This is a genomic window from Sorangium sp. So ce1153 (genome assembly GCF_051521595.1).
Taxonomy (GTDB): Bacteria; Myxococcota_A; Polyangia; order Polyangiales; family Polyangiaceae; genus Sorangium.
Genome location: NZ_CP150361.1, coordinates 8087124 through 8099966 on the forward strand (window position 1 = coordinate 8087124; position 12843 = coordinate 8099966).

General features: G+C 71.9%; 9 protein-coding genes. 6 read left to right on the top strand and 3 right to left on the bottom strand.

Features of this window, described 5'->3' with window-relative positions:
* Positions 1 to 23 precede the first annotated feature (23 nt).
* Entirely contained in the window at positions 24 to 266 is a 243-nt protein-coding gene (locus WME85_RS29145) for a hypothetical protein (RefSeq protein WP_437825857.1), read from the bottom strand.
* 227 nt (positions 267 to 493) lie between these two features.
* On the opposite strand from WME85_RS29145, the gene WME85_RS29150 reads away from it, so the two are divergent.
* The 3 genes from WME85_RS29150 to dsrP are packed head-to-tail and all read left to right on the top strand — an operon-like array spanning position 494 to position 3306.
* Entirely contained in the window at positions 494 to 1114 is a 621-nt protein-coding gene (locus WME85_RS29150; protein ID WP_437825859.1) for a hypothetical protein, read from the top strand.
* Positions 1111 to 2013: a 4Fe-4S dicluster domain-containing protein gene (locus WME85_RS29155; protein ID WP_437825862.1), complete on the top strand. Its 903-nt coding sequence runs from the start codon at positions 1111 to 1113 to the stop codon at positions 2011 to 2013. The genes WME85_RS29150 and WME85_RS29155 overlap by 4 nt, the downstream gene beginning before the upstream one ends.
* Positions 2014 to 2028: 15 nt before the next feature.
* Positions 2029 to 3306: a sulfate reduction electron transfer complex DsrMKJOP subunit DsrP gene (gene dsrP, locus WME85_RS29160; RefSeq protein WP_437825865.1), complete on the top strand. Its 1278-nt coding sequence runs from the start codon at positions 2029 to 2031 to the stop codon at positions 3304 to 3306.
* A 114-nt stretch (positions 3307 to 3420) separates the two neighbouring features.
* On the opposite strand, the gene WME85_RS29165 is transcribed toward dsrP, so the two are convergent.
* Positions 3421 to 3828, bottom strand: a complete 408-nt coding sequence (locus WME85_RS29165) for a hypothetical protein (RefSeq protein ID WP_437825867.1) — start codon at positions 3826 to 3828, stop codon at positions 3421 to 3423.
* Between the two features lie 549 nt (positions 3829 to 4377).
* Here WME85_RS29165 and WME85_RS29170 point away from each other — a divergent pair.
* On the top strand, positions 4378 to 7422 hold the full coding sequence (locus WME85_RS29170; protein ID WP_437825868.1) for a GAF domain-containing protein: 3045 nt from the start codon (positions 4378 to 4380) through the stop codon (positions 7420 to 7422).
* A 78-nt stretch (positions 7423 to 7500) separates the two neighbouring features.
* On the opposite strand, the gene WME85_RS29175 is transcribed toward WME85_RS29170, so the two are convergent.
* Complete coding sequence (locus tag WME85_RS29175; protein WP_437825871.1) at positions 7501 to 9453, bottom strand: hypothetical protein; 1953 nt, start codon at positions 9451 to 9453, stop codon at positions 7501 to 7503.
* 328 nt (positions 9454 to 9781) lie between these two features.
* Here WME85_RS29175 and WME85_RS29180 point away from each other — a divergent pair, with 328 nt between their 5' ends.
* Together WME85_RS29180 and WME85_RS29185 are read left to right on the top strand one after the other, a co-directional pair.
* Positions 9782 to 11434, top strand: coding sequence for a carboxylesterase/lipase family protein (locus WME85_RS29180; protein ID WP_437825872.1), 1653 nt, complete (start codon positions 9782 to 9784; stop codon positions 11432 to 11434).
* 101 nt (positions 11435 to 11535) lie between these two features.
* On the top strand, positions 11536 to 12168 hold the full coding sequence (locus WME85_RS29185) for an NUDIX hydrolase (RefSeq protein WP_437825874.1): 633 nt from the start codon (positions 11536 to 11538) through the stop codon (positions 12166 to 12168).
* The last annotated feature ends 675 nt before the right edge of the window (positions 12169 to 12843 follow it).

A 12843-nucleotide genomic window follows, 5' to 3' on the forward strand; every position in this document is an offset into this window, starting at 1 on the left:
CCTCAGGAATTCACGGCGTTCCATCATGCCTCCAGATCGGAGAAGTCGACCGACACCACGTCGACGAAATCCACGCCATCGATGCGGAGCACCCGCTCGACGAGCTCCTCTCCCGCCAGCAGCGTCTCTGTGTCGGCGACGGCGGGGAGCCTGGAGCCGGACGGAAGACCGAGCGAGAGCGCGGCTTCGCCGGCGAGCGAGCGACACGCGCGCTCCCGCGCGCCGGGTTCATCCGAGAGGGTGATGACAAGAGCACTGATGGGCATCGGCACCCGCTCACGCTCGCAAGGCCCGCGCCACGCGAGAGCGCCCAGGACAAAACCGGCGAATCGTGACCCGCGCCCAGGCGCCCGGCCGGAGAGCCCCGGCGCCTGGAGAGCGAGCGACGCGCAATCCGTGCATCCGGGCGCGCGTCCTGCACCGCGCCGGGCCGCGGTCGCGGGATCGCCCCGGACGCACGCGGTGGCACGTGGCGTGCGATGGGGGCGGCACCGTGCACTCCTCTCTTCATCGTTCCGGGGCCGCCGCGGTGCTTGGCCTCCTGTGCCTGGCCCACGCGGCCGGCTGCAAGGAGCGCGACCAGCCGCTGGAGCTGCGCCCCGCGCTCGACGCGACGCCGGTCGCCGCCGCGACCATCCATCACCCTGACAGGCTCTCGGGCGTCCCCACGGACCGGCGGGACTCGCTGGGCCGGCCGATCCGCGCGGCGTGCGTCACGTGCCACTCGCTCCGGAGGCCAGAGGCGCTGCCGGCCTCGGCGGCGGAGCTCGACGAGTTCCACGTCGGGCTGAGGTTCGAGCACGGCGGGATGCGCTGCGCCTCGTGCCACGTGATCGGCGACCAGGACACGCTGCGCAAGGCCGACGGCGCGCTCCTCCCGATGCGCGACGCCATGCAGCTCTGCGCGCAGTGCCACGGCCCGCAGCTCCGCGACTACGAGAAGGGGGCGCACGGCGGCATGAGCGGCAGCTACGCGGGCGGAGCGCGGGTGCGCAACCACTGCGTCGACTGCCACGATCCGCACGTGCCGGCGTTCCAGCCCACGACGCCCGTCCTGCCCCCGCGCGACCGCTTCGTGGACGGCCACGGCACAGGAGAAGGAGCCCACCGATGACCCATGCCTCGAGGCGCGTCGCGCTCAAGGTGCTCGGAGGCACGCTCGGCGCCTCCGCCTTCGCTCACGCGATGGAGCCGCTGCGCGCATGGAGCAAGGATCTCTCGCTCGATCAGTTCCTGCAGCGCCATTACAAGGAGCTCACCAGGGAGGAGCTCGCGGCGGTGATCCATCGCCTCGAGCAGCAGACCCGCGAGGAGTACGGCCGCGAGGTCACGATCCGCGATGTCCGCCCGCAGGAAGGGGTGCAGTTCGGCTACGCGCTCAGCCTGAGCGTGTGCATCGGCTGCCGCAAGTGCGCCGAGGCGTGCCACGTGGAGAACAACCACGATCGGCGCACGAACAACTCCTATATCCGCGTGCTCGAGATGGAGCAGGGCAGCTTCGACATGGAGAAGGGCAACGCGACGTACGAGCACGCGGTGCCCGCGAAGGGCAAGTACTACCTGCCGGTGCAGTGCCAGCAGTGCGACAACGCGCCCTGCGTGAAGGTCTGCCCCGTCCAGGCGACCTGGAAGGAGCCCGACGGCATCGTCGCCGTCGATTACAACTGGTGCATCGGCTGCCGCTACTGCGAGGCCGCCTGCCCCTACCACGCGCGGCGCTTCAACTGGACCAGACCGGAGGTGCCGGCGGACGAGATCAACCCGGACCAGGGCTACCTGTCGAACCGCATCAGGCCCCAGGGCGTGGTGGAGAAGTGCACCTTCTGCCTCCACCGGACGCGCGAGGGCCGGATGCCTGCCTGTCTCGAGGCCTGCCCCACGGGCGCGCGCGTCTTCGGCAACCTCCTGGATCCGCAGAGCGAGATCCGCTGGGTGCTCGAGAACAAGCGGATCTTCGTCCTCAAGGAGGAGCTCGGCACGCGGCCGCGCTTCTTCTACTTCTTCGACGTCTGAGCGAGCGGAGCCACGATGCGCAAGGACACGCACGCCGTCACCTACCCACGCTTTCTGCTCCGGGTCATCGGCCAGAGCTTCGAGGGCACGTGGCGCTTCTACCTCTTCATGACGGTGCTCACGGCGATCGCCCTCGTCGGCGCGAACGCCTGGGCGCACCAGCTCGCCGAGGGCATGCGGGTCACCGGCATGAGCGACCACGTCTCTTGGGGCCTTTACATCGCGAACTTCACCTTCGGCGTGGGGCTCGCGGCGGGCGCCGTCATGATGGTGATCCCGGCGTATCTCTACGACGACCACGAGATGCACGACGTCGTGATCCTGGGCGAGCTGCTCGCGATCGCCGCCATCGTCGTGTGCCTCCTGTTCATCGTGGCTGACATGGGGCGCCCGGACCGGTTCTGGCACATCCTGCCCGGGCTCGGCCGGTTCAACTGGCCCATCTCGATGCTGACGTGGGACGTGATCGTCCTCAACGGTTACCTGTTCATCAACCTGCACATCTCGGGCTACCTCATCTACACGCGTTACCTCGGCGAGAGGCCGGACAAGAGGTGGTACCTGCCCTTCGTGTTCCTGTCGATCGGCTGGGCGGTCTCGATCCACACGGTGACGGCGTTCCTCTACTCGGGCCTCGGCGGCCGGCCTTTCTGGAACTCGGCCCTGCTCGCCCCCCGTTTCATCGCCTCGGCCTTCATCACGGGCCCCGCCTTCGTGATCCTGCTGCTCCAGCTCGTCGCCCGGCTGACCCGGTTCCGCGTGGGCGACGGGCCGATTCGCACGCTCACCTCGGTGCTCCGCGTGACCGTGCTGCTCAACCTGTTCATGCTGGGCTCGGAGCTCTTCACGTCGTTCTACACCGGAGGCACGCACGGCGCGGCCGTGACCTACCTGTTCTTCGGCCTGCACGGCAAGAGCGCGCTCGTGCCGTGGATCTGGTCGGCCGTGGCGCTCAACGTGGCCTCCGCGGTGATCCTGCACCTGCCGGCGAGCCGCAGGAGCCGGGCCTGGCTCGACGCCGCCTGCGTCGCCGCCTTCGCCGGCGTCTGGATCGAGAAGGGCATGGGCCTCATCATCCCGGGCTTCGTGCCGAGCACCCTGCACGAGCTCGTCGAGTACGTGCCCTCGACGGCCGAGTGGAAGATCACGGCCGGCATCTGGGCCGTGGGGCTCATGGTGCTCACCCTCGCGATCAAGGTCGCGCTGACGGTGCTCACCGGCGAGATGTCGGCCGAGCCGCGCGCGAAAGCAGACGGAGCAGAGAGGGCCGCGGAGCCCGTCGCGGCGGAATAGCCAAAGCGGCCTCCCCCTGCTCCGCGCCTCGGACAACCACGCTGCGGCCGCGAGCAAGGCATCCTCCCGGGCCGCCCGGCGCGCGGCGCGGCCGCCGAGGGCTCCGCGCCTCCCTCAGCGACCGCGGCGCGGCGCGCCGGAGAGGTACTCGAGCAGCTGGGCCTCGTCGCTGCCGATCATCCGCTCGACGCCGTCCTCCCGGAGATGGCGGTGGATCTGCAGCGCTCCCACGGTCGTCCGCACGAGGATGGCGACGCGCCGGAAGCCTCGCATCACGATCGGCTTCAATCGCTGCATTGCCGCCTCGAACTCCGGATCATTCCTCCCCACCGCAGCGCGCAGATCCACGAGCAGGGACAGCCCAGTGCGGCCGGTGCGGTCGAGCGCGCGGCTCACCTCCATCCACCTCTCCTCGAACTGCGCAGGAGACTCGGACGGCAGCGCGCTCCGCGTGACCCGCGCGAGCTGCGCCACCGAGTCGACGGTGACGACGTAGTGCTCATTGCGCAGGAGCTCGGGCATGACCTCGCGAATATTCTACCCAAAGCAGCCGCTCGACTCGAGCGGCTCCCGCCCGGAGCTTTCGAATCCGCCGCCCGCCGGCCGCAAAGGCGCCCTTCAAGGCACCAGGGTCGCTCAACGGCGCTCCCCGGCGGGTCGAGAGCGAGCACAGCAGCCAGGCCGTCCAACGCCTGTCGAAGGCCTGGAAGGACCCCTCTCCTCGGCGCTCGCACGTTCCTCCACCGAAGTGTAATTTTGTATACGCTTACCTGCGCAGACAGCCAGCCACGATTTGCTTTGCGCCAGCGGTCCGGTACCCTGGGCCCCCTTCGGCTCATCAAGGCTCTCACCAGGTATGCACGCGCAGCCGGCCCCTCCCGACCTCCGGGATCCTCTGCCCGCCGGGGAGGTGGACGAGCACCTCGGCCTCTCCGCCTGGCCTCTCCACCGGGGGTTGCCGGAGCGCAGCCGCCTGCCCCCGCGCCACCGGCGCCCGCTCGCGCGGGTGGCGAGGGGCCCCGGAGCGCTCCAGCCGCGCCGCGCGGGCCCGCGGGCGGAGCGCGCTCGCCCATGAGCCCCCGATCCCACGGCAGCGCGGCCCCGCTCTCGCCGACGGCGCTCGGCCTCGAGGAAGTGCTGGTGACCGAGAAGCTGGCCCGCCGCCCGTCGCGGCTGCCGGATCACGCGGCCGAGAACCGGGCGCTGCTCGCCCTCGCCACCGCGATGGCCGGGCCCCTCGACGACGTCCTCCCGCGGCTCGTGTCGCTGCTCCTCGAGCTCTGCCGGGCCGACTCGGCGGGCGTCAGCGTGCTCGAGGAGGAGGACGGCCGGAAGGTGTTCCGGTGGCGGGCCATCGCCGGAGCCTTCGCGCACAACCTCGGCGGCACGATGCCCCGGAACCCGAGCCTCTGCGGCACCGTCCTCGACCGCGACGAGGCGCTGCTCTTCTCTTATCCCGCCGACTACTTCACGGAGGATGCCTCGAGCGAGCCGCCGGTCGTCGAGGCGCTGGCCGTCCCTTTCCACGACGGCGACACGCCGATCGGCACGGTCTGGCTCCTCGCCCACACCGAGGAGCGGAAGTTCGACGCCGAGGACGCGCGCCTCCTCTCCAGCGTGTCGCGGTTCGCCGCCAGCGCGGTCCGCGCCCTCGCCCGGGCGCAGGGCGCCTGGCGGGCCGCGGAGGCGCTCCGCGTGAGCGAGGGCCGGCACCGTTTCCTCGCCGACCTCGCCGCCGCCACCCAGCCGCTCGCCGACCCCGACGAGGTCATGGCCGTGATCGCCCGTCTGCTCGCCGAGCACCTGGGGGCGGACCGGTGCGCCTACGCCGAGGTCGAGGAAGAGCGCGTCTTCGTCATCACCGGCGACTACACGCGGGGCGTCCCGAGCATCGTCGGCCGGTGGCCGGTCGCCGATTTCGGGCCCGAGTGCGTGCGGCTCATGCTCGCGAACGAGCCCTACGTGATGTCGAACGTCGACGTCGACCCGCGCGCCGGGCAGGACCTCTCGGCGTACAGGGCGACGACGATCCAGGCGGTCATCTGCGTCCCGCTGCACAAGTCCGGCAGGTTCACCGCCGCGATGGCGGTCCACCAGAACGCCCCGCGGCGCTGGACGCCCGACGAGGTCGGCCTCGTCCAGCTCGTCGTGGGCCGGTGCTGGGAGGCCATCGAGCGGGCCCGGGCGGCCCGGGGCGTGCGGGAGCGAGACGAGCGGCTCGACTACGCGGTCCGGCTGTCCGGGATCGGGTTCTGGTACTGCGATCTGCCGTTCGACGAGCTGATCTGGGACGAGCGGGTGAAGGATCACTTCTGGTTCCCGAAGGAGGCCCGCGTGACCATCGGCGCCTTCTATGACCGCCTGCACCCCGACGACCGGGAGATGACCCGGCGGGCCATCGACACGTCGATCCGCGACCGGATCCCGTACGACATCGACTACCGCACGGTCGACCCGGCCACGGGGGCGATCAAGTGGGTCCGGGCGCTGGGCGGGACGGCCTACGCGCCAGACGGCACCCCCCGGCGGTTCGACGGGGTGACGGTGGACATCACCGACCGCAAGCGCGACGAGGAGCGGCTCGCGCGGCTCCTCGATCGGGAGCGGGAGCAGGGCCGGCTCCTGCGGCAGGTGGCCGACGCCGCGCTCACCATCCACGCGTCCGGGTCCCTGGACAGCGTGCTCCAGGGGATCACCGAGCAGGCCCGGCGCATCATCGGGGCCCACCAGGCGCTCGCCAGCCTCGCCGACGGGGGCGTCGGCCGCGACAGGGACGCGCGCCCGCCGGCGCAGGGCTGGATGGTCGCCCCGTTCATCGGCCGGAGCGGCGAGGACCTCGGCTTCATCCAGCTCTCCGACAAGCACGAGGGGGAGTTCACCGAGAGCGACGAGGCGATCCTCGTGCAGCTCGCCCACATCGCGTCCGTCGCGATCGAGAACGCGCGGCTGTACGATCAGCTCCGCGACCAGGACCGGCGCAAGGACGAGTTCCTGGCCACGCTCGCGCACGAGCTGCGCAACCCGCTCGCCCCCATCCGGACGGGCCTCGAGATCCTCCAGGTCTCCGGGAGCGCCGAGCAGGACGGGAAGATCCTGGCGATGATCGAGCGGCAGGTCGGGCACATGGTCCGGATGGTGGACGACCTGCTCGACGTGTCCCGGATCACGCGCGGCAAGGTGGAGCTGCGGCGGGAGCGGGTCGACCTGCGAGCGGTCCTGAACAGCGCGCTGGAGACGAGCCGGCCCCTGATCGAGGCGGCCGAGCACGAGCTCGCGGTGCGGCTCCCGGCGGAGCCCCTCCTGCTCGACGCGGACCCGACCCGGCTCGCCCAGGTGTTCGCGAACCTGCTCAACAACGCGGCCAAGTACACGCCCCGGGGCGGCGTCATCCGGCTCGCCGGCCAGCGGGACGGGGCCGCGGTGGTGGTCCGGGTGATGGACAACGGCGTCGGCATCCCGGCCGACATGCTGCCGAAGGTGTTCGACATGTTCACCCAGGTCGTCCGCTCCATCGACCGGGCTCAGGGCGGGCTGGGGATCGGGCTGACCCTGGTCCGGCGGCTCGTCGAGCTGCACGGCGGGACGGTCCACGCCGAGAGCGAGGGCCCTGGCCAGGGGTCGACGTTCACCGTCCGGTTCCCGCTCGCCGCGGTGGCGCTCGCCGCCGCCGAGGGGCCCGCGTCGCGCGCTCGGTCGTCAGGGCCGGCGACGCGCGACGCCACGCCGGCGCTCCGCGTCCTCGTCGTGGACGACAACGTCGACGGGGCGGAGAGCCTGGCGCTGCTCCTCCGGATGTCGGGGCACCGCACCCGGGCGGTCCACACCGGCCCCGAGGCGCTCACCGCGGCCCGGGAGCTCGGCGCGGACATCGTGTTCCTGGACATCGGCCTGCCGGGCATGGACGGCTACGAGGTGGCCCGGCGGCTCCGGGCCGATCCGGGCTTCGCCGGGCTCGTCCTCGTGGCGCTCACCGGCTGGGGAACGGAGGACGACCGGCGGCGGGCCCGGGAGGCGGGGTTCGATCACCACCTGACCAAGCCGGTGGACGCGGCCGACGTGCGGCGCCTCGTCGCGCGCGTCGCGCAGGGCGCCGCGACCGGCCGGCAGGGCGGCTGACCGCGGCGCCCGGGCGGCGCCGGCCGCGGCGCAGGCGTGGCGCCGGCGGCGGAGCTCACCCGGCGCCGACCGCGTCGCTCACTCGACGACGATCGCGACGGAGGCCGGGAGCGAGCCGACCTCGGCCGTGACCACGCCGTCCTCGTAGGTGAACGGCACCGCGCGATCTTCCTCGAAGTCCAGCGAGGCGGCCGTGACCTGCGCGGGGCTCGTGTCCACCGGGAAGCTCACCGTCAGCCCCTCCTGCCCCACCACACCGGCGCTGTACTCGTGGTTGATGACGTGGAGCGCCGTGCGGCCGTCCGGGAGCCGCACGAGGTTGTGGCTCTTCTTCTTCGCCCCCGCGCAGGCGTCGGGATCCTCGGCGGACGCGCACCCCTCGAACGAGAAGCGCACTGGGTCGGTCAGGTCGATCGCGCCGTGGTAGAGGTCCGCGTGGGACCTGTAGAAGTCGCGGAAGCGCGCGAAGAAGTCCATCATCTCGAGCGCCGTCGCCGTGTTCTCGTCCGTGGTCGTGTGCAGCGGCAGGGCGAAGTACAGGCCGTTCGCGTAGACCTCCGCGGCGAAGATACGGAAGTAGTCCTTCCGCTCCTCCAGCGGGAGACCGTAGTAGCGATTCATCATGTCGTTGGGCCAGTCCAGGAACAGCATCAGCGGGACTTCCTTGCCGCCGACGAGCTCTTGAATCCGCTTCGAGCGCGCCTTGAGCCCTCGCAGCGCCGCCTGGAACGACGCGGCGCCGTCCAGGTGTCCATCGACGATCGGCACCCAGTCCATGCCCCGCGGGCCGTCGCCGTCGATGTTCCAGTCGTACAGGCCCACGCTCTGGAGGTCGACGAACGGGACGATCCCGTTCGAGGAGATGAAGATCTCGCGGCCGTGCTGCTCGCGCGCGTAGCGGCGCAGCTCGAGCACGACCTCCTGCCAGTAGACGAGCGCCGGGTAGATCTCGACGAAGGTCCCCTCCTGCGGATCCGGGCGGTTGCCGACGGTCCGGCCCCACTCCGTGAGGAGCAGCTTGTTCCTGCTGTCGAAGGGCTTCTCCGTGGCGTTCATGCGCGCCAGATACCCGCGAAAATCGAAGCCCCTGCCGGCGGTCTCCGGCGCCCCCGAGCAATCGAGGCCGTCCTCCGGCGCGACGCCGAAGCCCTGCTGCCAGTCGTCCGAGCGGGCGCCGTGCTTGCGACAGAGGTAGTTTCCGAAGTCCGCGACGTGATGGTCGTCGAACCCCTCGTTGCCGTCGTACTGCGCGCCCCCGTAGCCCCCGTTGATCTCGTCGAAAGTGAGCCCGTCCACGCCGAGATCGATCTGGAGCTTGCCTATCTCGATCAGGCGCGCGCGGTAGCTCGGGGACGCCATGCTCGAGCGGTGGGCGCCCTCCACGATCTGGTCATGGGCGACGAGCTCGCCGGCGGCGTTCCGCGTTGTCTGCGCCAGGAACTGCTCCTCGCTCTCGACCTCATCCGCGAAGACGACGGACGCGGTGCTGCCCGCGACGAAGCGGACGCCCCGCTCGCGGCAGCTCGCCAGGTAATCGGCGTCGTAATCGTCGGCCGCGAGCCCGGTGTCGCGCCAGCGCTGCCACGCCCTCGGCACCATGTCCGGCGCGAGCTCGATCACCTGCGGATCCGACTGGTGCACCTCGACCTGGCTGAAGGCGAACACCGTCAGCTCGGACGTGTCGAGAGAGCCGAACGCCTCGGGGTGGATCTCCGGCATGACCGGCGCGACGTCGCCTCCGCCGCCGCCCGCGCCCCCCGCGCCGGTGGTCGCGGTGGCCCCGCCGGCGCCCCCTTCGCCCCCCGCGCTCGCGCTGGACGCGGCCATGCCGCCCGTCCCGCCCCCCGCGCCGCCCGGGTCCGGGTCCGAGCCGCAGGCGGTCCCGGCCAGCGCGCCGGCGACCACCGCGCACGGCAGCAGCCGGGGCCAGCCGAGCCTCGCGGCGCGGGCCGCGCGGCGCCGCGGCCTGCTGGCCAGCGCCTCCCGATGTCCGGCGCCGCCCGCAATCCCGGCTTCGCGAAGAGCTTTCATGCGCACAGGAGACGAGAGCGCCCTTCATCCTGTCAAGGTCGCCCGCGCCCGTCCCGCCACGGCGTCGCCGGCGCGCCCGCGGACGGCGGCGAGAGAGGCCGCGGGTGCGCGGCGGCCAGGTCGCGGCGCGCGCCATCGCGGCGCCATGGCCCAGGCCGCCTCGGCGGGCCGCGCTGGCCTGGGTCCGCCGGCCCCGCGCGGGGCAGGAGACGGCGCCGCCGCGATGTGGAATGGAGAAGTAGACTGCCCCGGCGAGCCGCGCGGTAGTTCCGCAGCCCCGCGCCCTCGACGCCCTCTTCAGGAGACGATCATGCCTATCCGACCTTCATTGTCATACACCATTCTCCTTGGCCTGCTCGCCGCAGCCTGCAGCTCGAGTGAGCCCGGTTCGGCGGGCACCGGCGGCGCCGGCGGCGGTGGCGGCGGCACCGGCGGCACCGGCGGCACCGGGGGTTCCGGCGGGAGCGCCGACGAGGCGGCTCCCCTGCGCGTCGACACCGACAAGGGCCCGGTGGAGGGCGCGGTCGTCGGCTCGACGCGCGCCTTCCTCGGCATCCCGTACGCCGCGCCGCCCACCGGGGCGCTGCGCTGGAAGCCGCCCGCGCCCCACGAGCCGTGGACCGAGGCGCTGAAGGCGGTCGAGGCGGGCCCCGCGTGCGCGCAGATGGGCCTGCTCACGCCGGGCTTCGATCCGAGATCGAGCGAGGATTGCCTCACGGTGAACGTCTGGGCCCCCGAGCGCCCGGCGTCCCAGTCCCTGCCCGTCCTCGTGTGGATACACGGCGGCGCCTTCGAGATGGGGAGCGGCGGAGAGGCCGATTACGATGGCCAGGTCCTCTCCGAGACGGCCGGCGCGGTGGTGGTCACCCTCAATTACCGGCTCGGCCCGCTCGGGTTCCTCGCTCTCCCGGAGCTCGAGTCGGAGGATCCCGATCACCCCTCGACGGGCGGGTACGGCCTCGAGGACCAGCGCGCCGCGCTCGCGTGGGTCAAGGCCAACATCGGCGCGTTCGGCGGCGATCCGGGCAACGTCACCCTGTTCGGCGAGTCCGCCGGCGGCATCAGCGTCTGCCAGCACATGGTGTCACCGCCGAGCAAGGGCCTGTTCCAGCGCGCGATCATCGAGAGCGGGCCGTGCGACACTGCCCTCGACGAGGCGACCGCCGCCGCGCAGGGCGAGGCGTTCGTCGAGGCGCTCGGCTGCAGCGACGCGCCCTCCGTGCTCGAGTGCCTCCGGGGCAAGTCGGCCGAGGAGGTCATCACCGCGCTGCCGCCGAGCGGCGACTTGCTCTTCGGCAGCCCGCGCTGGTACCCGGTCATCGACGGCTGGAACCTCCCCGACACGCCGGGCAAGCTCCTCGAAGAAGGCAGCTTCGAGAAGGTGCCGACGATCCTCGGCAGCAACGACGATGAGGCGACGCTGTTCTTCGCGCTCGCGGGCAACTCGCCCTCGATCGCCGACGACGCGGAGTTCGAGGCGTTCGCCGAGCAGCTCGTCCCCGGCCACGGCGAGGAGGTGGTGGCGAGCTACCCGAGCGCGACCCACGGGTCGGCGCAGGCGGCGGCGCTCGCGGCCGTGGGCGACTCGCTGTTCGTGTGCCCGGCGCGCCGGGCGGCGCGCGCGATCGCGAAGGCCGGCGCGGCGGCGTACCTTTACCATTTCACCTATGCGCCGGAGGGCTCGGTGCTCGGCGATCTCGGGTCCTTCCATTCGGCCGAGATCAGGTACGTGTTCGGCAACCCGAGCGTGCTCTTGCCGGAGCCGCTGACCCAGCGCGAGCTGGAGCTGACGCAGGTGATCTCGGGGTACTGGTCGCGCCACGCGCAGGACGGGGACCCGAACGGCGGAGACGCCGTGGAATGGCCGAGGTACGACGCGGATACGGACGAGAACATCGTCCTCGATCTGACCGTCTCCCAGCAGGCCGGGCTGAGGAAGGAGGTCTGCGACATGTGGGACAGCTTCGTCGCCGCGGAGTAGGGCGAGGCGGAGCAGCGCGAGGCGACGTGGCGCGCGCGGGCCCGGACCGCCTGCCCGGCGCAATCCGTAAGTACCGGTAGGTACTATGCTATCCTCGCGCCGTGCTCCCCTCCTACGACCTCGCCGCCATCATGGCCCGCCTCGGCGGGCGCGAGGCCGCGCTCGACGCGATGACGCAGGAGCGCCAGGCCGCGGTCGCCGCGATCCTCCGGGCGCCGGCGGGGCCTCCGGGGACGGCGCCAGGGCTTGCCGGCGGCCAGGACCCCGGTGAGGCCGAGCTCCTCCTGATCCGCCGGGCCGAGCACCCGCGCGACCCCTGGTCAGGGCACATGGCGCTCCCGGGCGGGCGGCGCGACGCGGCGGACGCGAGCCTGCTCGAGACGGCGATCCGCGAGACGCGCGAGGAGGTCGGGATCGACCTCGCGGCGCACGGCGCCCTGCTCGCGCGCCTGCCCGACCTGCCCGCGGTCGTGCGCGGGCGGCGCGTCGGGATGATCATCTCCCCGTTCGTCTTCGCGCTGCGCTCCACGCCGGAGCTCACCCTGAACGACGAGGTGGCCGAGGCGCTCTGGACGCCGCTCGGGCCGCTGGCGCGCGGAGAGTGCGCGTCGACCTACGCGTACACGCACGAGGGGAACGTCGTCCACCTGCCCTGCCTGCGCGTGGACGAGCGGGTCGTCTGGGGGCTGACCTACCGCATGCTGGAGCAGCTCTTCGAGGTGCTCCACGGGTGAGCACGCAGGTGCGCCGCGCCGGCCAACCTCGCGTGGGACACGTCCGCGGTGAGATGATCGACTCCAGGTGGCCCCCGTCGCGCGCCGCCGTCCCGCGCCGGAGCGGCGCGAGCCTGCACTGCCCCCGGCATGCCTCGCCCTCTCGTCCCGCGCGCTCGCTCGCCTCCGCGCGTGAGCGGACCGCGAGCAGCGCGCAATGCAGCGGACATGAAGTGGAAACGCAGGTGCGCTATGCGATGTCCGGCGCTGTCAATGCGTTTGTCGCAGCACAGAGGCCCACACCTGGATGCGACAAACGGTCGCACGACGAGGCGGGATGAGGACCGGCGAGCGCTCTCGTTCGGCGCCGCCGGTCGGCTTCGCGCGGGCTCATTGGATTCTCACATACCGCGTTGACACCACGATTTTGTGGCCTATAACACGACGACCCGGCCTGATTCCGTCGAGGGCCTCGCGGCGCCGCTGGCCGATCTGCTCCCGACGACAGCCCAGGTGGACAACGTGAGAAAGTAAACGTTACGCGGGTAGGGTCCCGCGTGTCTCGTGGCGTTCTGCATTCTCAGCACGGGCGCCGAGACGCGCGAAGAAGAGAAGGGACCATGCATAACAGCTGAAGGATCGCTCACCGTGTAGGCATTCAGCCCGGGGGAAGACACGCGTTCGATCCTCGCACGG

Coding starts and splice junctions, on each gene's coding strand:
- WME85_RS29145 (WP_437825857.1), bottom strand. CDS start 266: ATGCCCATCAGTGCTCTTGTCATCACCCTCTCGGATGAACCCGGCGCG.
- WME85_RS29155 (WP_437825862.1), top strand. CDS start 1,111: ATGACCCATGCCTCGAGGCGCGTCGCGCTCAAGGTGCTCGGAGGCACG.
- dsrP (WP_437825865.1), top strand. CDS start 2,029: ATGCGCAAGGACACGCACGCCGTCACCTACCCACGCTTTCTGCTCCGG.
- WME85_RS29165 (WP_437825867.1), bottom strand. CDS start 3,828: ATGCCCGAGCTCCTGCGCAATGAGCACTACGTCGTCACCGTCGACTCG.
- WME85_RS29170 (WP_437825868.1), top strand. CDS start 4,378: ATGAGCCCCCGATCCCACGGCAGCGCGGCCCCGCTCTCGCCGACGGCG.
- WME85_RS29175 (WP_437825871.1), bottom strand. CDS start 9,453: ATGAAAGCTCTTCGCGAAGCCGGGATTGCGGGCGGCGCCGGACATCGG.